At 64.1% G+C, this 19,223-nt stretch carries 19 protein-coding genes; 8 read left to right on the top strand and 11 right to left on the bottom strand.

From position 1 onward, the window contains the following. Positions 1-124 precede the first annotated feature (124 nt). The 4 genes from DY201_RS01655 to DY201_RS01640 all read left to right on the top strand — a co-directional run bounded on the left by DY201_RS01655 (position 125) and on the right by DY201_RS01640 (position 4,611). Positions 125-1,021: a LysR substrate-binding domain-containing protein gene (locus DY201_RS01655; protein WP_115729694.1), complete on the top strand. Its 897-nt coding sequence runs from the start codon at positions 125-127 to the stop codon at positions 1,019-1,021. 76 nt (positions 1,022-1,097) lie between these two features. After that, the gene (locus DY201_RS01650) at positions 1,098-2,345 is read left to right on the top strand and encodes a flavin-dependent oxidoreductase (protein WP_115729693.1); all 1,248 of its coding nucleotides are present in this window, start codon (positions 1,098-1,100) and stop codon (positions 2,343-2,345) included. Positions 2,346-2,788: 443 nt separating this feature from the next. Then, entirely contained in the window at positions 2,789-3,622 is an 834-nt protein-coding gene (locus tag DY201_RS01645; RefSeq protein WP_245431867.1) for an NADPH-dependent F420 reductase, read from the top strand. A 350-nt stretch (positions 3,623-3,972) separates the two neighbouring features. Then, complete coding sequence (locus tag DY201_RS01640; RefSeq protein ID WP_115729691.1) at positions 3,973-4,611, top strand: class I SAM-dependent methyltransferase; 639 nt, start codon at positions 3,973-3,975, stop codon at positions 4,609-4,611. Between the two features lie 22 nt (positions 4,612-4,633). Here DY201_RS01640 and maiA read toward each other — a convergent pair whose 3' ends face one another. Both maiA and DY201_RS01630 read right to left on the bottom strand, forming a co-directional pair. Next, the gene (gene maiA / locus DY201_RS01635) at positions 4,634-5,275 is read right to left on the bottom strand and encodes a maleylacetoacetate isomerase (RefSeq protein WP_115729690.1); all 642 of its coding nucleotides are present in this window, start codon (positions 5,273-5,275) and stop codon (positions 4,634-4,636) included. Positions 5,276-5,286: 11 nt separating this feature from the next. Beyond that, the gene (locus DY201_RS01630; protein WP_165915980.1) at positions 5,287-5,655 is read right to left on the bottom strand and encodes a hypothetical protein; all 369 of its coding nucleotides are present in this window, start codon (positions 5,653-5,655) and stop codon (positions 5,287-5,289) included. Positions 5,656-5,860: 205 nt separating this feature from the next. Between DY201_RS01630 and DY201_RS01625 the strand changes: the two genes are divergently transcribed. Then, a complete protein-coding gene (locus tag DY201_RS01625; protein WP_115729688.1) occupies positions 5,861-6,418 on the top strand; it encodes a MarR family winged helix-turn-helix transcriptional regulator in 558 nt (185 codons plus the stop codon). 28 nt (positions 6,419-6,446) lie between these two features. Here the strand turns inward: DY201_RS01625 and DY201_RS01620 are convergent, their stop codons facing one another. From DY201_RS01620 to DY201_RS28895, 7 genes are all read right to left on the bottom strand, one after another. Next, positions 6,447-7,448 carry an ABC transporter ATP-binding protein gene (locus tag DY201_RS01620; RefSeq protein WP_115729687.1) on the bottom strand — a complete coding sequence of 334 codons (1,002 nt, stop codon included), beginning with the start codon at positions 7,446-7,448 and terminating at the stop codon, positions 6,447-6,449. Positions 7,449-7,461: 13 nt separating this feature from the next. After that, the gene (locus DY201_RS01615) at positions 7,462-8,490 is read right to left on the bottom strand and encodes an ABC transporter ATP-binding protein (RefSeq protein WP_115729686.1); all 1,029 of its coding nucleotides are present in this window, start codon (positions 8,488-8,490) and stop codon (positions 7,462-7,464) included. Further along, entirely contained in the window at positions 8,487-9,545 is a 1,059-nt protein-coding gene (locus DY201_RS01610; RefSeq protein WP_342635209.1) for an ABC transporter permease, read from the bottom strand. The genes DY201_RS01615 and DY201_RS01610 overlap by 4 nt, the downstream gene beginning before the upstream one ends. Before the next feature lie 13 nt (positions 9,546-9,558). After that, a complete protein-coding gene (locus DY201_RS01605) occupies positions 9,559-10,479 on the bottom strand; it encodes an ABC transporter permease (RefSeq protein ID WP_115729685.1) in 921 nt (306 codons plus the stop codon). 99 nt (positions 10,480-10,578) lie between these two features. Beyond that, positions 10,579-12,015: an ABC transporter substrate-binding protein gene (locus DY201_RS01600; protein WP_115733524.1), complete on the bottom strand. Its 1,437-nt coding sequence runs from the start codon at positions 12,013-12,015 to the stop codon at positions 10,579-10,581. Between the two features lie 716 nt (positions 12,016-12,731). Continuing rightward, positions 12,732-14,102 (bottom strand): amidase, encoded by a 1,371-nt coding sequence (locus tag DY201_RS01595; protein WP_115729684.1) that lies wholly within the window; start codon positions 14,100-14,102, stop codon positions 12,732-12,734. Then, positions 14,099-14,266 (bottom strand): hypothetical protein, encoded by a 168-nt coding sequence (locus tag DY201_RS28895; RefSeq protein WP_165915979.1) that lies wholly within the window; start codon positions 14,264-14,266, stop codon positions 14,099-14,101. Before DY201_RS28895 ends, DY201_RS01595 begins: the two co-directional genes overlap by 4 nt. A 102-nt stretch (positions 14,267-14,368) precedes the next feature. On the opposite strand from DY201_RS28895, the gene DY201_RS01590 reads away from it, so the two are divergent. Continuing rightward, positions 14,369-15,628, top strand: a complete 1,260-nt coding sequence (locus DY201_RS01590) for an NAD(P)/FAD-dependent oxidoreductase (protein WP_165915978.1) — start codon at positions 14,369-14,371, stop codon at positions 15,626-15,628. An 11-nt stretch (positions 15,629-15,639) separates the two neighbouring features. On the opposite strand, the gene DY201_RS01585 is transcribed toward DY201_RS01590, so the two are convergent. Both DY201_RS01585 and DY201_RS01580 read right to left on the bottom strand, forming a co-directional pair. Beyond that, the gene (locus tag DY201_RS01585; protein ID WP_115729682.1) at positions 15,640-16,404 is read right to left on the bottom strand and encodes an SDR family NAD(P)-dependent oxidoreductase; all 765 of its coding nucleotides are present in this window, start codon (positions 16,402-16,404) and stop codon (positions 15,640-15,642) included. A 47-nt stretch (positions 16,405-16,451) separates the two neighbouring features. Further along, entirely contained in the window at positions 16,452-17,873 is a 1,422-nt protein-coding gene (locus DY201_RS01580) for a gamma-glutamyltransferase family protein (RefSeq protein ID WP_245431865.1), read from the bottom strand. Positions 17,874-18,093: 220 nt separating this feature from the next. Between DY201_RS01580 and DY201_RS01575 the strand changes: the two genes are divergently transcribed. Both DY201_RS01575 and DY201_RS01570 read left to right on the top strand, forming a co-directional pair. After that, on the top strand, positions 18,094-18,852 hold the full coding sequence (locus DY201_RS01575) for an iron-containing redox enzyme family protein (RefSeq protein ID WP_115729680.1): 759 nt from the start codon (positions 18,094-18,096) through the stop codon (positions 18,850-18,852). A 9-nt stretch (positions 18,853-18,861) separates the two neighbouring features. Further along, entirely contained in the window at positions 18,862-19,170 is a 309-nt protein-coding gene (locus tag DY201_RS01570; protein ID WP_115729679.1) for a 2Fe-2S iron-sulfur cluster-binding protein, read from the top strand. Positions 19,171-19,223: the final 53 nt, after the last annotated feature.

The raw sequence follows: 19,223 nt of genomic DNA, 5'->3' as shown, positions 1-19,223 counted from the left end.
AACAAGGCGAGGCATCCCTTGGCAATGAGTTAATTTTGTATACAGTATGCCAAATGCCAGCGGCATTGTGAATGGCACATACAGGAATGATGCTCATTTCGTTTCGTGAACACAGGGAGGGATCATGTTCGATCCGATACTCCTCCAGACCTTCGTAGCGGTTGCCGGCTCGCGCAGCTTCACCGGCGCGGCGGTGCATCTCAGGCTCGGCCAGTCGACGGTGAGCCAGCACATCAGACGGCTCGAAGTCAGCGTCGGCCGGAGGCTTCTGGTCCGCGACACCCATTCGGTGATGTTGACGCCGGACGGCGAGGCGATGCTGGGCTTCGCCCGCTCGATCCTCGACGCCAACGAACGTGCCCGCAGCTATCTGCAGGGGGCCAGGCTCAGCGGCCGCATCCGCTTCGGCGCTTCGGAGGATTTTGTCACCACCCGCCTGGCCGACGTGCTGCACAAGTTCACCGAGCGCCACCCATCCGTCGAGCTCGAGCTGACGGTGGCACTGTCGAGCACGCTGTTCGACCTGCTTGACGAAGGTGCGCTCGACCTCGTGATCGCCAAACGCCGCGTCGGGCTCAACCAGCAGCGCGAGGCGCGCAGCGGCGTTGCGGTCCGCACCGAGCGGCTGGTATGGGCGGCACGCGACCCATCGGTCGTCGAAGCCGGCAAGCCCTTGCCGTTGATCCTGTTTTCGCGTCCGGGCATCACTCGCGTCGCCGCGATCGAGGCGCTCGACCGCAAGGGCATCCCGTGGCGCATCGTCTGTACCAGCGGCAGCTTGAGCGGGCTGCAGGCAGCCGCCCGTGCCGGCCTGGGTGTCATGGTGCAGCCGCGCGGCATGGTGTCGTCGGGACTGATGGTGCTGCCGACGAGCCAGCAGCTGCCGCAGCTCGAGGAGGTCGAGTTCATCCTGACCAGCGCCGCCAACGAGCCGACGGGCGTTGCGGCGGCACTTGCCAAGGAGATCCTCGACCGTAACGCCCGCCAGGAATTCGAACTGCCGTTTCGCGAGGCGGTCTAGCCGGCCCGCTTCGGTCGGCTACGCCATTCAAACCCAAAAATAGTCAGTATACTGCTTAAATTGATCGGAGAGCCACATGGACGTGATGATCATCGGCGCAGGTATCGGCGGGCTGACGCTGGCCCTTATGTTGCACAAGGCGGGCATTCCTTTCCGCGTCTACGAAAGTGCACAGGAGATCCGGCCGATCGGCGTCGGCATCTCGATCCTGCCGCATGCCAGTCGCGAGCTGACCGAGCTCGGCCTTCAGCCAGCACTCGCCGAGGCCGCGGTCACGGCGCGCGAATCCTGCTTTTTCAACCGCTTCGGCCAGCTGATCTACAAGGAGCCGGTCGGCACCTTTGCCGGCTATGATTACCCGCAGTTCCAGATCCATCGCGGCGACCTGCAGCAGATCCTGTATCGCGCACTGGTCGACCGCGCCGGCCTCGATTGCGTGGTCACCGGCTGGAAATGCATCGATGTCAAGCAGTCCGATACGGCAGCTACCGCCCGCTTCGTCGACGGACGCACCGGTGAGGACCGGCCCGTCCAGCATGGCGCGGCCATCGTCGGCTGCGACGGCATCCACTCCGTCGTGCGCCGCAAGCTGGTGCCCGACGATGGCGGCCCGATCTATTCCGGCGTCAATATGTGGCGCGGCACGAGTTGGTGGCAGCCATTTCTCGGCGGCGCGAGCTACGTCCGCGCCGGCTGGCTGACGCATGGCAAGATGGTCATCTACCCGATCCGCAACAAGCTCGACGCCGACGGCCGCCAGCTGATCAACTGGGTCGCCGAGATCGAGACGCCTGACTATCACCAGCAGGACTGGAACCGCCGCGGCCAACTCGACGATTTCATCCATGCCTTCGCCGACTGGCGCTTCGATTTTCTCGATGTGCCCGGCCTGATCCGAGGTGCCGAGTCGATCCTCGAATATCCAATGGTCGACAAGGACCCGCTGGTGCGCTGGAGCTTTGGCCGTATCACGCTGCTCGGCGATGCCGCCCATCCTATGTACCCGCGCGGCTCCAATGGCGCCGGCCAGGCGATCCTCGACGCCCGCGCGCTGGCCGACAGTCTTGGCGCAGGCGGCGATGTCGCGGCTGTGCTCAAGGCCTATGAGGACAAGCGGCTGCAGGCGACCGCGACTGTCGTGCGCACCAACCGCACCACCCCGCCCGACGTCATCCTCAAGGAGGTCTATGAGCGTACCGGCGACCGCCCTTTCGCGCGGCTCGACGACGTCATCACCCAGGACGAACTGGCAGCACTGTCGAACAGCTACAAGAAGGTCGCCGGCTACGACAAGGCAACCGTGGCCGAGCGACGGCGGGCGTGAATGAGTGGGCTAGGTCAAAGTTCAAACCCGGTAGCCGACTAACCTGGTTCGGCATGGCGAAGCTCGACTGGAAATTTGCCGACATGATCGAGCAAACTCCTGAATCGCTGCTCGTCTGCCCGCGATCGCTCCCTTTTGAGGCTCCCTTGTGAGGCTCCCTTGAGGGAGTTCCTGGCTTCTCTCCACGTTGTCACCACGCGCGCGCTAACCGGCAACCCGTTAGCATCCTCCAAAGTCCGCCTTGCGCTGTGAGCGGAAGTTGACGGGCGGAACGGATCTCGCAAAGGAAGCGGATTGACATGCAGGTATTTGCCTGCATATCTTGTCCTTCCAGATGGTGAAGCCGATGAAAGCCACAAGCTGTTCAAATTACTTGGCTACCCGGTCCGCAAGAAACGCTGGGTCCATATAGGCCTGGTTCTGCGGCAAGAAGCCTTCCACGGTTGAGACCTGGCGTTCCAGAGCCGAACAAGGCCCATATTCGGTCGCCCACGAAAGGCAGGACAATGAAGATCGGTGTTATTGGCATTGGCGAGATGGGTGGCACCTTGGCGCGCAAATGGAGCGAGAAAGGCCATGACGTTAGCGTGGCCAATTCGCGTGGCGCAGAGGCGGCGCTGGCATTTGCGACCGAAATCGGCGTTCAGTCGACCGACACCCATGGCGCGGTCGAAGGCGCGGACGTCGTGCTGCTTGCCATGCCTTTCCCGGCTGCGGCGACGCTTCCGAATGATTTGTTCGAGCGGGCTGCGGGCGACGTGGTCATCATTGATGTCAGCAATTATTTTCCCGGAATACGCGACCCAAACATCGCCGAGATCGATGCCGGGATGCCGGAAAGTGTGTGGGTCTCGCTGCAGCTTGGGCGCCCGATCTTCAAGGCGTTCAACAGCATCTTGTTCTACTCCCTCGCCGAACTTGGCAGGCCGGAAGGGGAACGCGGACGTCTCGCAATTCCAGTCGCTGGCGATGATGGGCGTGGCAAGCAGATGGTCATGAGCCTGATAAATGAAATCGGCTTTGATCCCGTCGATGGTGGGTCGTTGGCGGAGTCCTGGCGCCAGCAGCCGCTGACCCCTGCATATTGCTGCGATTTCGATGCCGACAAGACCCGCCACGCCCTCGTGGCGGCGGTCAAGGGAAAGGCTCCGAGAATCCGTGACAACGAATGGTGGGACAATCACCGCAGGCTCTTTGCCGACAATCCGACCTATCGCGAAGTCCACGCAGAGCAGATCGCCGTGAACCGCGCCCTCAACCCACTAGGCGAAATGTAGCCCTCTCGACGTCGGGTCTTTGTTTGATTGGCGCAACTCGAGATAACGGTCACCGGGCTCACATGGCGGACCTCTTCAGCGAGCCAAAGAAGCCGATGTCGCACGCCATTTGGCACAGGTGCGCAAAGTCGCGCGCAGAAACGTGGCCGGCATTTTACCGCCTTGAGGAAGTCGCGGAGCCGGACAGGGCCGCGATCGCTTCGATGTCGTCAGCCGGTAATCTGCGCCAATCGCAGGAGCGGCCGGGTCGCACCCAGACGCCGAAAGGTTGTTCGAGTCATTTTTGCAATGTTGCCGCAAGGCTGTCGGTTTAGTCAGAGCATTGCCGTTGCGGTGGAGGAGCATCCTGCATGAGCATTGCCAGCGACGCCCGCTTCTGGGACCGGTCTTCACGCAGATATGCCAAGTCGGCGGTGGCAGACCGCGACGGCTACGCGCGTACGCTGGACCGGACGCGCGGGCTGTTGCAGGCCGGCGACCAGATGCTGGAACTCGGCTGCGGCACCGGATCGACGGCCATGCTGCTGGCTGGCGACGTGAAAACCTATCTGGCGACGGATTTCTCGCCGGCCATGATCGCGATCGCCGAAGAAAAGCGCCTGGTGTGCCCCCTCAAAGGGCTCGATTTCCTGACCGCGACGGCGGAGGCGCCTGAACTCGGGTCCGGCCAGTTCGAGGTGGTTCTCGGCTTCAACTACCTGCATCTGGTGCGCGACCTGCCTGGCACCTTGCGGCGCATCCACACCCTGCTTGCCAGCGACGGCCTGTTCGTCTCCAAGACACCTTGCCTCGGCGACATGAACCCGCTGATCCGGCTGGCGCTGCTGCCGGTGATGCGCGCCACCGGCCTTGCACCCCATGCCGGTGCCTTCAGCACGGCGGAACTGGTCAGGCTCATCTCGACCGCGGGTTTCGAGGTTGTGGCTACCGAAACCCACGCGACGAAGGGCAACGACAACAGGCCCTACATCGTCGCTCGCAAGCGCTAACCGACACGGCCGAGCCGCGGGTTCAGAAGGCGTCGGCCTGCAGGCTCGGATGCGCCTCGGCGAAGGCGGGCAGGGCGGTGGCGGCACCTGATATCTCCACCGATAGCGGGAATGCGGTAAGATCGCAGTCGAAGCGGCGGGCATTGGCCACCTGTGGCACCAGGCAGATGTCGGCGATGGTAATGGTGTCGCCGAGACAGTAGCGGCCGTGGCGGGCGGCGGCGCGAAGCGTCGCTTCGAAGGAGCGGAACCCTTCTTCGATCCAGTGCCGGTACCATTCGTTGGTGTCGTCGTCAGACATCTGCCAGCGCGATTTCAGGAATTTCAGCACACGCACATTGTTGAGCGGGTGGATGTCGCAGCCGATGATCTGGGCGAGGCCCCTGACATAGGCGCGCCCGGCCGGGTCAGTGGGCAGCAGCGGCGGCTCGGGGTGGGTTTCGTCGAGATATTCGAGCACGGCGAGGCTTTGTGCGAAGACCTGGCCGTCCTCGACCAGCGCCGGCACCAGCCCTTGGGGATTGAGCGCCATGTAGTCGGCCGTGCGGTGGTCCATCCTGGGCAGGCTGATGAAGCGGGGCTCGTAGTCGAGCCCCTTGAGCGCGAGCGCGATGCGCAGCCGGTATGATGTCGACGACCTGAAGAAGGTGTAGAGCGTGCGCATCGTTTTGGCAGTCAGTGTGACGCGGCGTTGAGGATCTCGTCGGGTGTCGACGAGACGACCTCGACATATTTCGGCACGAATGTGCGGCCTTCGATCAGGCCGACAAAAGCCGGCTTGAGCTCTTCCGCCAGCACCTTGCGGATCTTGGCGTGCTCGACGATGTCGGACCACTCGGCGATGAGGAAGAAGCGCTGCGGATCCTCGGTGTCGCGGCACAACACGCCGTCCTTCACCTGGGCCGAGGATTTATGCATCGGATTGCCGTCCGAATAGTCGAACTCCTCGAACAATTGGACGAATTCCTCCTCGCGTCCGGCCTCGACGCGGAAGTCGTAGATGTGAAGGAAGTTGCCTTTCGTGGCCAGTGGTTCCTGCGCCATGCTGCTCTCCTTTTCCGGCGTTCCCAATAATCATCAGTATACCGCCTTTTATTGCGTGCGCAAGGCGCGACGCCTTGCCAGGCAAAAGTTCCGGAGCGGCGGGCGTCCCGCGACTGCCGTCTCGAGAGCCTGGAAATATGCGGTGGTACCGCTCTTTCCCGCGGGTCTGGCAAGGGATAGAGATGGGCAGTGACAGGCGAGGGGAATGAGCGTGGCCAAGTCGGTTAGGACGGACGGGACGCAGAAGAAAAAAGCAACGGCCGCCGCGCCCAATCCCGAACTGCAGCAACTCATCGAGCGGCTGCCGCTGTGGAAGCGGCCGGGCTATCTCATCCGCCGGCTGCACCAGGTCCACTATGCCCTGTTCTTCGAGGAGTGCGAGGGTTTCGGCATCACCCCGGTGCAGTACGGGCTATTGACCATCCTCTCCGGCAATCCCGATTCCGATCAGATTTCGCTTGCCCAGGCGCTCGGCATCGACCGCACCAACGTCGCCGACGTGCTGTCGCGGCTGGCCCAGCGCGGGCTGGTCGAGCGCACCCGCAGCACCGAGGACAAGCGCATGGTGCTGGCGCGCTTGACCGGCGAGGGCGAGAAGCTGGTGGCGGCCATGCATCCGGCGATGAGCCGCGCCCAGGAAAGGCTGCTCGACACGCTCGGTGACAAGGAACGCGAGGCGTTCCTGTCGACGCTGATCAAGCTGCTCGAGGCCAACAACAAATATGGCCGGGCCGCCCTTGCCACCGGCAAGTTCGGCGACTGACCGACGGCCGTCAGCTTGATCGCGGAGGTTATCTGTTCCAGCAGGCGACGAGATGGCTGGCGGAGCGCTCCGACAACTTCGGCGCTTCCTTGTGGCACTGGTCCGTTGCCAGCGGGCAGCGGGTCGAGAAGCGGCAGCCGGCCGGCGGGTTGACCAGATCGGGGATCTCGCCGCCATAAACGATGCGCTTGCGCTGGCGTTGGGTACGCGGGTCGGGTACCGGCACCGCCGATAGCAACGCCTCGGTATAGGGGTGGATCGGATGCTCGTAGAGATCGTCGCGGTCGGCAATCTCGACCATGCGCCCGGCATAAAGGATCGCCACGCGATGCGAGATGTGGCGTACGACAGACAGGTCGTGGGCGATGAACAGGTAGCTCAACCCCAGCTCGCGCTGCAGGTCCTGCATCAGGTTCACCACCTGCGCCCGCACCGAGACGTCGAGCGCCGACACCGGCTCGTCGGCGACGATGAACTCGGGCTGCAACGCCAGCGCCCGGGCGATGCCGATGCGCTGGCGCTGCCCCCCAGAAAAGGCGTGCGGAAAACGGTCATGCGCGTCCGCCGGCAGGCCGACGATGCGCAGCAATTCGGTGATGCGGTCGCGCGCCTCGTCGACATGACGGATCAGCCCGTGCACCAGAAGCGGCTCGGCGACGAGGTCGATCACCCGCATGCGCGGGTTGAGGCTGGCATAAGGGTCCTGGAACACCAGCTGCATGTTGCGGCGGAGCTTGCGCAGTGCCTCGCCCTTGGTGTGGGTGATGTCCTTGCCCTGGAAGACGATCTTGCCCGACGAGGCCGTGATGCGCCGCAGCACCGCGCGGCCCGTCGTGGTCTTGCCGGAGCCGGATTCGCCGACAAGTCCGAGCGTCTCGCCAGGGTGAAGGTCGAAGGAAACATCTTCCAGTGCCTTGAACGCCTTTGGCCGCCCCCAGAAGCCCTGCGCCCCGGTTTCATAAGTCACGTCGAGGCCCTGCACGCTGAGCAGCGGCGGTGCTGGCGGCTGGGCTGGCACGGGGTTGAGCATCGAAAAATTCCTGTCAGGGGAAGGTGGGCGACATCAGTGGCGTTGCCCAGGCCGGCACCGATGGCTGCCAGCAGGCGGCCTCAGCATCCGGGCGGATATGTTCGAGCTTGGGCGCCTTGCGGCAGGCCTCGCCCGACAGCGGGCAGCGCTGCTGGAACGAACAGCCCTCGGGCGGCGTCACCAGATTGGGTGGCGTGCCCTCGATCGAGACCAGCCTGTCCGACACCTCGTCGAGCCGCGGCGTCGAGCGCAGAAGCCCTTGCGTGTAAGGGTGGGCCGGGCGCTCGAACACATCTTCGGCAAGGCCGGTCTCGATGATCTGGCCGGCATACATCACCGCAACGCGGTGGCAGAGGCCGGCGACGACACCGAGGTCGTGGGTGATCAACACCACCGACAGGCCGAGCGATTGCTGTAGCTCGGCGAGCAGTTCGAGGATCTGCGCCTGTATGGTGACGTCGAGCGCCGTCGTCGGCTCGTCGGCGATCAGCAGCTGCGGCTCGCAGGCAATCGCCATGGCAATCATCACGCGCTGGCGCATGCCGCCGGAGAATTCGTGCGGATACTGGTCGAGCCGGCGACCCGGCGCGCTGATGCCGACGGCGGCGAGCAGGTCTGCGGCACGGTTGCGCGCTTGAGCGCGCGTCATGTCGAGATGCCGCTCCAGCACCTCGCCGATCTGCGTGCCGATCCTGAGAACCGGGTTGAGCGAGGTCATCGGGTCCTGGAAGACCATCGCCACTTCCTTGCCCCTGATGTCGCGGGCATAACGCTCGCCATCGGGGCCAAGCAGCGAACGGCCCTTCCATCTGATGTCGCCGGAGGCGATGCGGCCGGGCAGGTCTATCAGGCCCATCACAGCTTGCGCGGTCACGCTCTTGCCCGAGCCGGATTCGCCGACCACGCCGAGCGTCTCGCCGCGACCGATCGACAATGTCACGCCGCGCAGGCCCTGGACCAGCCCGCGCCTGGTGTCGAACTCGACCTTCAGCTTTTCGACCTCAAGCAGCGGTTCCTGGTTGCTCATGGCGCTGATGTTCATGACCGGCCTCCCTGGCTTGCAGCTTTGGGGCTTGCAGCTTTGGGGCTTGGAGCTTTGGGGCCCTTGGCTTTCGGGCTTTGGGCTTTCGGGCTACGGCGCGCCTGCCGGGCGGCAAGCCTGGCACGCTGGTAAGCAAAGCGCTTCTCGCGCTCCTGCGGGTCGGTGGTGACGCGCACCCAACTAGCGAAGAGATTGACTGCAAGCACGGTTGCGGCGATCGACAGGCCGGGGAAAGTGATCAGCCACCAGGCGACGAAAATGTAGTCGCGACCGTTGGCGACATCGAGGCCCCAGCTCGTCGCTGGCGGCTGCACCCCGAGACCAAGGAAGGAAAGGGCTGCTTCGGCCAGTACGATGTTGGTGAATTCGAGGATCCCTAGCGTCAGAAGCGGCGACGTCAAATTGGGCAGGATGTGGCGGAAGATGACGCGCGAGGTCTTGCAGCCGATCATTTCGGCCGCCTCGACATAGGGCGTCTGCCGCACCGACAGCACGATGCCGCGCACGACACGCGCATAGACCATCCAGTTGGTGACGACGAGCACGATGATCATCGTCGTCATGCTCGGGCCGATGACCGAGATCACAAGAAGGATCAGCAGCAGGCCCGGGAATGCCACCTGCACGTCGACGATGCGCATGATGATCGAGTCGGTGCGACCGCCCCTGAAGCCGGCCCACAGGCCGAGCACGACGCCGAAACTACCGGCGAACAGCACCACCAGCACGCCGACAAGCAGTGAGGCGCGGGCACCGTAGATGACACGCGAAAGCACGTCGCGGCCGAGGTGATCGGTGCCGAGTATATGCTCCCAGCTGCCCTTGGGCAGCCAGGCCGGCGGCTTGAGACGCGAGATCACCGACTGTGCGGCCGGGTCGTAGGGCGCGATCAGTGGTGCGAAGATCGCCATCAGCAAAAGGGCGACGATGACGGCGAAGCCGAGCGTGCCGAGCTTGTCCTGCCAGAGCTCGCGACCGAGCTCATCGAGCCTGGTCAACAGCGTCGGGCGCTGCGTGGCCTTGCGGGCGATTGCCACCGGCGTCGTCACAGGCATGGGCATAGCCATCTCAAGCCAACCTTATCCGCGGGTCGATGAGTTTGTAGAGGACATCGAGGCCGACATTGATGACCACGATCAGAACGGCGACGGTGAAGACGATCGCCTGCATCAGGAACAGATCGCTCTTCTGGATCGCCTGCATCGCCGTCAGCCCGAGGCCGGGCCAGGCAAACACCGTCTCGACCACCACCGTGTAGCCGGCCAGCGCGCTGATCAGCTCCCAGCCGGCCAGCGTCACGAATGGTACCAGCGTGTTGCGCATCGCATGCACCATCACCACGCGCCTGAAATGCAGACCCTTGGCGCGCGCGGTGCGGACATATTGCTGGTTCAGCTCGTCGATCATAGATGAGCGCACCAGCATCACCAGCCGGGCCAGCGAGGGCAGGGCCAGCGTGATTGCAGGCAGAATGTAATAGCGCGCGCCGCCCATGCCGGAGGTCGGCAGCCAGCCGAGGGTGACGGCGAAGAACACGATCATCAGAAGGCCGAACCAGAATTGCGGCAAGGACAGCCCGAACAGGCCGACAAAGACTGTCGTTCGGTCGACCCAGCCTCCCGGCCTGAGTGCGGCGATGGCGCCGAGCGGCAGCGATAGCAGGATTGCCAGGCCTAGGCCGGCGCCGATCAGCTTCAGCGTGTTGGGCAAGCGTTCGAGCACGACGTCGAGCGCCGGCCGGCGCTGCCAAAGGCTCTCGCCGAAGTCGAGCCGGGCCATGTCGCTGACGAAATCGACGAACTGTGTGCCGATGGGGCGGTCGAGGCCAATCTGCTGGGCAAAGGCCGCGCGCTGTTCGTCGGTCGCCGAAAGCGGCAGCATCACCTTGACCGGATCGCCGACCATGCGCGTGGCGATGAAAACGATCACGGTCACGCCGATTACGACAAGGAGACCTTGTCCAATGCGGCGTAGCAGAAAACCACCCATATTCCTCTCCATTGGCTGGAGCCGGCTACCCCTTGTCGAGCCGGCTCCAGAACTGTTGGGGTTCGTTTGTGTTTTTGTTCGAACCCGCAATTGTCCCGGTTATTCGGTGACCTTCATCTCCTTGACCAGGAGCTTGGAGTCGACGCGCGGCTGCCATTCCAGGCGCTTCGAGAAGCCATAAATGTCCTGCTGGTTGAGCAGAGGAACGAGATAGGACAGATCGTACGACTTCTTGGTGATGGCGTCATACATGGCCTGGCGCTTCTCGATGTCGGTCTCTGTCCTGGCGGCGCTGATCTGGTCCGACATTTCCTGGTCGCTGTTGGACGCGGAACTCGCCTTGCTCTGTAGCACGGCGGTCATTTCACGGTCGACGTCGAGCAGTTCGTTGGAGTTCGACAGGAAAATCGCGTCAGGCCGCGTGTTCTTGTCGAACAACTGGTTCAGGTACTCGCCGAAGTCCTCGATCTTGATGTCGACGTTGAGGCCTGCGTCCTTCCAATAGGCACCGACGGCCTCGATCAGTTCGCGGTCCTTGAGCCAACGACCGGCCTCGCCGACGAGCTTGATGGTCTTGCCCTCGGCACCCGCTTCCTTGATCAGGGCCCTGGCCTTTTCGACGTCGAACACGTAGTCGGGCAGCGCCTTGTTGTAGCCGAAGGCCTTGGGATTGACGACCTGACCCTTGGCCGGCGTGGCATAGCCGCCGAACAGGCTCTCGGCCAGCGCCTTGCGGTCGACCGAGATGTTCATGGCTTCGCGGACGCGCGGATCCTTGGTCACCTCGTTGTCGGTCGAGACGATCATCAGGCTGGTTTCGAGGCCGCTGACGGCCGCGAATTTCGGCGCCTGCTGGGCAAACTCCGGCAGCAGGTTGGTGATGACGTCGAGTTCGCCCGCCATCAGGCCGGAAAGGCGCGTGCCGGATTCGCCGACGAAGCGGTAGGTCACCTTGTCGATCGACGCGGCATCGCCCCAATAGTCGGCGTTCTTCTCCAGCACGATGTCCTGGCCGCGGTTCCAGCTGGTGAACTTGTAAGGGCCGGTGCCAACAGGCGCTTCGGCGAACTTCGCGTCCGCCGCATAGGTCGCTGGGATCATCTTCATCCAATACATGCGCGACGGCAGGATCGGATCCGGACCGGAGGTGATGATGCGCACGGTCAGGTCGTCGACCTTCTCGGCGCCGGTGATGGTGCCGAAATAGGCGGCCTGCTCCGACTTCAGTGCCGGGTCGATGACGCGCTTGACGCTGTTGACCACGGCATCCGCATTGAACGCCTCGCCATTGTGGAACTTGATGTCGGGCCTGAGCTTGAATTCCCAGGTCTTGGCGTCGACCTGGGTCGGCGTCGCCGCCGCCAGTCCGGCGACCAGTTCGCCGTCCGGCGTGCGCGCCATCAGCGTTTCATAGACATTGTCGTTTATCGCGCGTTCACCGCCGTCGTCGCGCACCTGCGGATCGAGCGTCGAAGGCTCCGATCCGATCGCGATGGTGATGTCGGCGGCGTACGCCGACAGCGGGGAAAGTGCCATGATCGCCGCAACGGCGGCGCTGCTTGCCAGTTTCGTCAATAAGTTCATTGGTCCACCCATTCGCGAAAGACAACAAATTCGACCTGATGTGCGCAGTCTTATGCTGCGTTGATAATGCGGGCCGCCACATCCCTCGGCCAGAAGAGTGGATTGTATGCAATTGACTGTCAAGCGATAGTTGATCAACTTTGCTGACGATGCCGGGCCGCGCTTCGGAAATTCGCCGATCAGCCACATAAATTATTGAAAATGCACAAAATTTAGAACGTGATTGCTGAAATTTCGTTCACGAATATCACACCGGAAGTTGGCTCGACCATCTATTCCGGCAATTTCTTGCATATAGTATACTAAAAATGACCATTGCATCCATGATGCCGGCACTCTCTGGCCTTTCCCGGTGATCGCATCTGAGGAAAATACATCGTTGCAACAGCTACGGCCGTGCCGGAGTTCAGCGACAAGAGTGCAAATTGCGCCAGCCTGTTGGTGCAGCCAGCGACGTTATCCTGTTTGGTTGAGCTCAGAAGCCGCATGCAATTGCTGGAAAGTCGTCGCTAAAGGCGGAGATATGCTTGTACGTTCTGTTATCGCGTTTCTCGCCGCCAGCGATGTTCAACTACCACCTCGCTCGTGCTGTGTTGCGCGTGCGGCGGCTTCGGCTGGCAGGGCGGTGGCCGTTCTAGGGGTACGCCGCCACGCCGGCGGCGCTTGCATCAGCTGAAATAGCGTGGCGGCAGCCTGACGGGATTGCCGTCGAGCCGTTCGAACCTGGCAGCGATGTCGAAGAGGCGATTTTCGCCCCACCCTGCGCCCAGAATCTGCAACCCCAGCGGCATGCCATTGCCGGCCTTGCCGAACGGAAAGGCCAGGGCCGGGTGGCCGGTCAGGTTGGCCAGGATGTTGGGGATAGGCTCTTCGAGGAAATAGAACTTGTCGACTGTCTTGAGCGGTCCAGCCGGCGCCAGCGCGCCGGGCAACAGAATCGCGTCTACAGTGGCGAGGCTGGCGTCGATCTGTCTGCGCAGCACGTCGCGCAGCGTCCCTGCCGCGACGATCTCGGCTGCGGCAAGACTTTCGCCGACCAGCGCGCGGCCGCGAAACATTTCGCCGAAAGCGGAGAAGTTGCCGCGCACCTCGGCGCCGTAATGCGCTGCAATCTCGGCCATCATCACCACTGCCCCGGGGGCGTGGAAAGTTTCGAGCGGCGGCAGTTCGAGTTCGATGATCTCGCCGCCATTGTGGTCGAAAAGGTCGAGGGCGTTCTGCATCGCCGTTGCCATTTCGGGCCGCAGGCTGGCGCCCAGCCCCCATTGGCAGGCGGAGATGCCGAGGCGCATGCCGGCAAATGACGGCCTGTCGCCGATAGACATCGGCCGGCTTTCGCTCGCCGACATCGCGGCATAGAGCCTGTGGCAGTCGTCAACCCGCGCCGCGATCGGCCCGCAATGGTCCATCGACTGCGCCAGCGTATCGATCCCTTCTACCGGAACCATACCGAAGCCCGGCTTGAATCCGACCATGCCGCACATGGTCGCCGGCAGGCGGATCGAGCCGGCGGTGTCGGTTGCCACCGAGCCCAGGCACAGCCCGCCGGCGACAGTGACGCCCGACCCGCTCGACGAGCCGCCCGGGAACATCTCAGGGTTCCAGGGATTGCGCGCCGGCGGAAACGGCAGGTCGAAGGATGGTCCGCCGAAGGCCAGTTCGTGGCAGTTGGCCTTGCCGATGATGATCGCGCCGGCATCGCTGAGCCGGCGCACCACCGGCGCATCCTGCGTCGGCTTGCGGCCGAGCCGCGAATGCGAAGCCCCGGTGTTGGGCATGCCGGCAACCGCGACGATGTCCTTGACCGAAATCGGCACGCCTGCCAGCGGGCCGACGGTCTCGCCGGCCGCGAGGCGCGCGTCGAGACGCCGGGCCTGCGCCAGCGCCGCCTCGTCGGCGACATGGATGTAGCCCGAAAGCTCGCGATCGAAACGAGCGATTCGGTCGAGGAAATAGCCCGTCACCTCGACGGCCGCGATCTCGCCTTTGGTCACGGCGCGGGCGAGTTCAGCGATGGAAAGCTGTTCCAGCCTGCTCACAGCTTGTCCTCCTGGTCCTGCGTGCGGGTCAACTCAGTGACGCGTCTGGCCAGCCGTTCGAGCACTGAGATGCCGCGCGCGAAATCGGCGGCTTCGGCAGCGCTTGCCTCGGGCGGCAGCGCAATCTCGCGAAGGTCGGGAGCAGGTGGGGTCACGTCGCGCATGTTTTTTCCGGGGCTGAGAGAATGGAATTGATCAGTATACGTCTGTTATGCATTGTTGGAACCGGTCGGAATTGGAACCGACCGGGGCATCGGGTGGGCAGCGTGAAGCAGAATGAAAAGCCGTTCGACGTGGTCGTTGTCGGCGGCGGCATCGTCGGTTTGTCGGTGGCGCTTGAAGCGCAGTCGCGCGGTCTCACCGTCGCCGTCATCGATCCTGATGTCGCCGAGGCCCGCGCGTCTTATGGCAACGCCGGCGTGCTCAGCCGCGGCTCGATTTTCCCGATGGCCGCTCCCGGCATCCGGTCGCGGCTGCCGCGTTATGCGTTCGGCCGCGACATTGCGGTTCGTGCCCGCCTGCGCTCGCTGCCGCATCTCGTGCCGTGGCTGGTGCGCTTTCTGCGTGCCGCCGAGGAGGGTGCGTGGCGCCGCGCGGCGGCGGCTCTCAACCCGATGGTCGCCGAGGCGTTCGACCGCCATGTCGCGCTGGCCGATCTTGTTGGCGGCCGCCACCTGATCAAGCGCAATGGTTGGCTCCGCCTCTATCGCAGCGCCGAGGCATTCGCCGGCAGCGCCTTGGAGCAGGCGGTCCTGAAAGAGAACGGCGTCCGCATCGACTGCCTCGGCGGGGACGAGATTCGCCAGCTCGAGCCGCATCTCGCCCGCCGTTTCAGCAACGGCATTTTCTTTCCCGACACCGGTTCCGTCGAAAGTCCCGGTGAGCTGGTCGAGCTTTACCGGCGGGCGGCTGAAGCGCGGGGAGCGGTACTGGTCACCGGCAAGGCCGAAGCAATAGCAGATGCCGGCGAGACCATGGCGGTCATGGTGGCCGGCCGCGGGATCGAAGGCCGCCATGTCGTGCTTGCCGCCGGCGCCCGTTCGGCGACGCTTGCCCGTACTCTCGGTTACCGTTTCCCCCTTGCCGCCGAGCGCGGCTATCACCGCCATTTCGCTTTGGCAGATGGCGTCGAGCTGCGCCGCCCCGTCTACGATGCCGCCGGCGGCTACGTGCTGTCGCCGATGAACGGTCATGTGCGACTGCTCACCGGTGTCGAGCTGGCGCGACCGGACGATCCTGCAAATCATGCCCAGATCGACGGCGTCGAACCCGACGCGCGTCGGACGCTTTCCTTCATCACGCCGGTCGACGGCAAAACCTGGTTTGGCAGCCGGCCGTCGACACCGGACGGGCTGCCGGTCATCGGCCGTGCAGCCCGCCATAGCAGGCTGGTCTTTGCCTTTGGCCATGGCCATATCGGCTTCGCCAACGGTCCGATGACCGGTGCCGTCGTCGCCTGCCTGATCAAGGGCGAGCGACTGCCGGTGCCGGTTGCCGCCTTCGCGCCTTCGCGTTTCGGCGGTTAGGCGTAGGACCGTCACGGCAGCGTCAGCCCGCCGTCGACATGCAGCGACTGGCCGGTGATCTGCCTTGCCTCGCGCGACAGCAGGAACAGGATCGCCGCCGCCACGTCGGCCGGCTCGGTCAGCCGGCCTGTCGGGGTGACGGCGATGGCCTTTTCGAGTGCCGAGGTCGTCGCCGCGAAATGGCCGGTCGGGTCCTTGCGGGTGAAACCGGGAACCACTGAGTTGACCGTCACGCCCTTCGGCGCGAGTTGCACGGCCATCGATTTCGCCAGCGCCTCGAGCGCTCCCTTGGCCGCCGACGTTGCTGGAAAATGGATATCGGCGGTGCCGAAGATGTGGGCGACAAAGGAGCTGACCACCACCACGCGTCCGCGGTCCGAGGCAACGAGGTCGGCCATCGCAGCATTGACGAGGCGCAGCAGCGCGGTTGGCATTGTCTCGAACGCCTGCGCCAGATCTTCCGGCCGGACTTCGCCGAGCGTCGACCGTGTCGCCTGGGCGGCGTTGGAAACGATCTGGTCGACGCGGCCGAAGCGGGCGCGGGCAGCCGCGACCATTGCCGCGGGCACATCAGGATCGGCGAGGTCGCCGAGCACGATCTCGGTTGCGGCCCCCGATGCCTGGCAGGTTTCGGCGACGCTCTTCAGCCCTTCGGCGTTCTTGCGCGTATGCAGCACGAGCCCGATATGAGGAGCTGCCAGCCGCCGGGCGGTTTCGGCGCCGATGCCGCTGCCGGCGCCGGTGATGAGCACGATGCGATCGAATGATGTGGTCAAGTCTTTGTCCCCGAAGCTGTTGAGAGTGATGTTTGCAGGTGCTCGGCTCAGGCGCCTAGTGCCACGCCGTCCTTGCGCTTGTCCGAGCCGCCGAGCAGGCTGCCGTCTTCGTCGCGCAGGACGAATTGCGCACCGCCGAAATCGCTGCGGCCGGCCAGCTCGCCGGCGCCTTCCGGATCGCTGTAGCCGGCATTGCGTAGCGTGCTGACGATGGCATCCGATGTGCCCGGCTCGATCGCCAGTGCCTTTTCACCCTCCAGCCGCCAGCGCGGTTCATCGATGGCAGCCTGCAGCTTCTCGCCCCAGGCGGCGAGGCGGACCATCATCTGAACATGGCCTTGCGGCTGCATCGCGCCGCCGACGACACCGAAGCAGGCATGGAATCGGCCGTCCTTCAACGCCGCTGCCGGGATCACCGTGTGGTAGGGTCGCTTCGACGGTCCCGGCCCGTTGACGTGGCCCGGTTCGGAAAAGCCCGAGCCGCGGTTCTGCAACACGAAGCCGCTGCCGGGAACGGCGATGCCGGAGCCGAAGCGCTTGAAGATGCTGCTCATCAACGTCACCGCCAGGCCGTTGCCGTCGACGACCACGGTGCAGACCGTATTGCCGGCAGGATCGGCGACGGTGTTCTTGGCCTTTGCCATGGCGCGTCCGACCGCCTCGACCATCGCGAGCGTGGTCGCCGGATCGTCGCGGTCGAGGGGCAGGGCGTCGAGTTCCTCCAGCGCGTCGAGCACGGCGATGCCATGGGTGTTGGGCGGGCATTCGAGCACGGTCAGGTCGCGAAATTTCTGTTCGAGCGGCAGGACGAAATCGCCTCGATGGCTGGCGAAGTCCTCGACGGACAGCAGCCCGCCCTTGGCCTGGTTCGCCACGGCAGCCTGCCGGGCCGGGGCGCCGAGATAAAAGGCGTCGGGGCCGTCGGCGGCGATCGCCCGCAACACCGCCGCCAGCTCGGAATTGGCGAAGCGTTCGCCCTCGCGTGGCGTGCTGCCGGCGCGATAGAGCTTGGCGCAGGCGGGATCGAGCTTGATCACCGGCTCGAACACCGCCCATTCACGCGCGGTTATCGGCAGGACGGCAAAGCCGTCGGTGGCGAGCGCGATGGCCGGAGCCAGCAATTGGGCAAAGGGCAGGCGGCCGAAGCGGCCGTGCAGGTCGAACCAGCCACTCACTGCGCCGGGCACCGTGACCGACAGGCCATGCCGCTCCGGGATGCGCCGGTTTGGCAGCTTATCCACCACTTCGACGGAAAGTGCTGCCGGCGAGCGCCCGGTGCCATTGTAGCTGATGGCGTGGCCGTCCGGCTCCACCAGCATCGCCAGAAGGTCGCCGCCAATGCCGGTCGCCATCGGCTCGGCCACGCCGAGGATGGCATCCGCCGCAATCGCCGCGTCGACCGCGGAACCGCCGGCAGCCAGCATGTCCCGGGCGGCACGTGCGGCGAGCGGGTGCCCGGTCGCTACCATTGCGGTTTTGCTGCGAACGCCTGCTTTGCCGTGTGTTTCGGAGCCGTCCATCGCCGTTGTCCTAACCTGTTTCAGGCCTTTGATCATCGCTCGCGCCATATACTGTATGCGTACAGCGGTTGCGATCGCTGGATTGACAGTAGAATGCGACTTGCGCCGATGTCAATTTGGTATACAGTATTCTAAATCGAGTTTGACATATCGACGACAGGGGAACCGCATGACCAAGCCGATGAACCCGGACGAATTTCGCACCGCGCTCGAAAACGCCATCAAGGGCAAGAGCGCCAACAAGTCGCCATTCAGCCTCGCCTGGGCCAGCGGCAAGCTCAGCCGCGACCATCTCTCGCGCTGGGCCGAGAACCACTACCACTATGTCGGGCCGTTCGCCGATTACCTCGGCTACATCTATTCCCGCATGCCCGAGCAATATGTCGAGGCCAAGGATTTCCTGCTCGCCAACATGTATGAGGAAGAGATCGGCGGCGACCGCCACACCGATCTTCTGATCCGTTTCGGCGAGGCATGCGGGACCTCTAGAGAACGCATGACCGATCCGGAGAACATGTCGCCGACGACGCGGGGCCTGCAAAGCTGGTGCTATGCGGTGGCGATGCGCGAGGACCCGATCGTAGCTGTTGCCGGCCTCGTCGTCGGCCTCGAATCCCAGGTGCCGTCGATCTATCGCAAGCAGACCCCGACGCTGCGCGACAGCTACGGCTTCACCGACGAGGAGGTCGAGTTCTTCGACCTGCACATCGTCTCCGACGAAATCCATGGCGAGCGCGGCTACCAGATCGTGCTCGAGCACGCCCGCACCGTCGAGATGCAGGAACGCTGCCTGAAGATCTGCGAGGTCGGCGCCCAGATGCGCTTGCTCTACACCACGGCGCTCTACAACGACTATGTCGCCGAGGATGTGAAGCTTGGTCGCGTCGCACCGATGGAGCCCGAACTCGCCGGCATCGGCGGGGTTTGAGGCACGCACATGCCGACAGTCGTGATCCATAGCAAGGGTGAGGCCTTCTCAGGCGAGGTCAAGGAGGACACCAACCTCGTCGTCCGCGCCGGCATCAAGCAGTTTCCCTTCCCGCACCTCGCCTACAAATGCGGCATGGGGAAATGCGGCACCTGTGCCAGTCGCATCCTCGCCGGCGCCGAGCATCTGCCGCCGCCCAACTGGAAGGAGAAGAAGCAGCTCGGCGACAAGATCGACGAGGGTTTCCGTCTCGTCTGCCAGCTGTGGATCAAGAACGACATCGAGCTCCGCCAGGAAAAGGTGACGGAGCAGGCCTGACGAAATTCCAGGAAAATCGTGCCGCGGTTTTCCGTCCGGAATTGCGCAGAAAA

It is taken from the genome of Aminobacter aminovorans (genome assembly GCF_900445235.1).
Lineage (GTDB): Bacteria > Pseudomonadota > Alphaproteobacteria > Rhizobiales > Rhizobiaceae > Aminobacter > Aminobacter aminovorans.
This window is presented reverse-complemented; position numbering and strand designations above follow the sequence as displayed.

What these genes read in the sequence shown, in the direction of transcription:
- DY201_RS01655 (WP_115729694.1), top strand. Translation starts at nt 125, where the DNA reads ATGTTCGATCCGATACTCCTCCAGACCTTCGTAGCGGTTGCCGGCTCG.
- DY201_RS01650 (WP_115729693.1), top strand. Translation starts at nt 1,098, where the DNA reads ATGGACGTGATGATCATCGGCGCAGGTATCGGCGGGCTGACGCTGGCC.
- DY201_RS01640 (WP_115729691.1), top strand. Translation starts at nt 3,973, where the DNA reads ATGAGCATTGCCAGCGACGCCCGCTTCTGGGACCGGTCTTCACGCAGA.
- maiA (WP_115729690.1), bottom strand. Translation starts at nt 5,275, where the DNA reads ATGCGCACGCTCTACACCTTCTTCAGGTCGTCGACATCATACCGGCTG.
- DY201_RS01630 (WP_165915980.1), bottom strand. Translation starts at nt 5,655, where the DNA reads ATGGCGCAGGAACCACTGGCCACGAAAGGCAACTTCCTTCACATCTAC.
- DY201_RS01625 (WP_115729688.1), top strand. Translation starts at nt 5,861, where the DNA reads ATGAGCGTGGCCAAGTCGGTTAGGACGGACGGGACGCAGAAGAAAAAA.
- DY201_RS01620 (WP_115729687.1), bottom strand. Translation starts at nt 7,448, where the DNA reads ATGCTCAACCCCGTGCCAGCCCAGCCGCCAGCACCGCCGCTGCTCAGC.
- DY201_RS01615 (WP_115729686.1), bottom strand. Translation starts at nt 8,490, where the DNA reads ATGAACATCAGCGCCATGAGCAACCAGGAACCGCTGCTTGAGGTCGAA.
- DY201_RS01610 (WP_342635209.1), bottom strand. Translation starts at nt 9,545, where the DNA reads ATGCCTGTGACGACGCCGGTGGCAATCGCCCGCAAGGCCACGCAGCGC.
- DY201_RS01605 (WP_115729685.1), bottom strand. Translation starts at nt 10,479, where the DNA reads ATGGGTGGTTTTCTGCTACGCCGCATTGGACAAGGTCTCCTTGTCGTA.
- DY201_RS01600 (WP_115733524.1), bottom strand. Translation starts at nt 12,015, where the DNA reads ATGGCACTTTCCCCGCTGTCGGCGTACGCCGCCGACATCACCATCGCG.
- DY201_RS28895 (WP_165915979.1), bottom strand. Translation starts at nt 14,266, where the DNA reads ATGCGCGACGTGACCCCACCTGCTCCCGACCTTCGCGAGATTGCGCTG.
- DY201_RS01580 (WP_245431865.1), bottom strand. Translation starts at nt 17,873, where the DNA reads ATGGTAGCGACCGGGCACCCGCTCGCCGCACGTGCCGCCCGGGACATG.
- DY201_RS01575 (WP_115729680.1), top strand. Translation starts at nt 18,094, where the DNA reads ATGACCAAGCCGATGAACCCGGACGAATTTCGCACCGCGCTCGAAAAC.
- DY201_RS01570 (WP_115729679.1), top strand. Translation starts at nt 18,862, where the DNA reads ATGCCGACAGTCGTGATCCATAGCAAGGGTGAGGCCTTCTCAGGCGAG.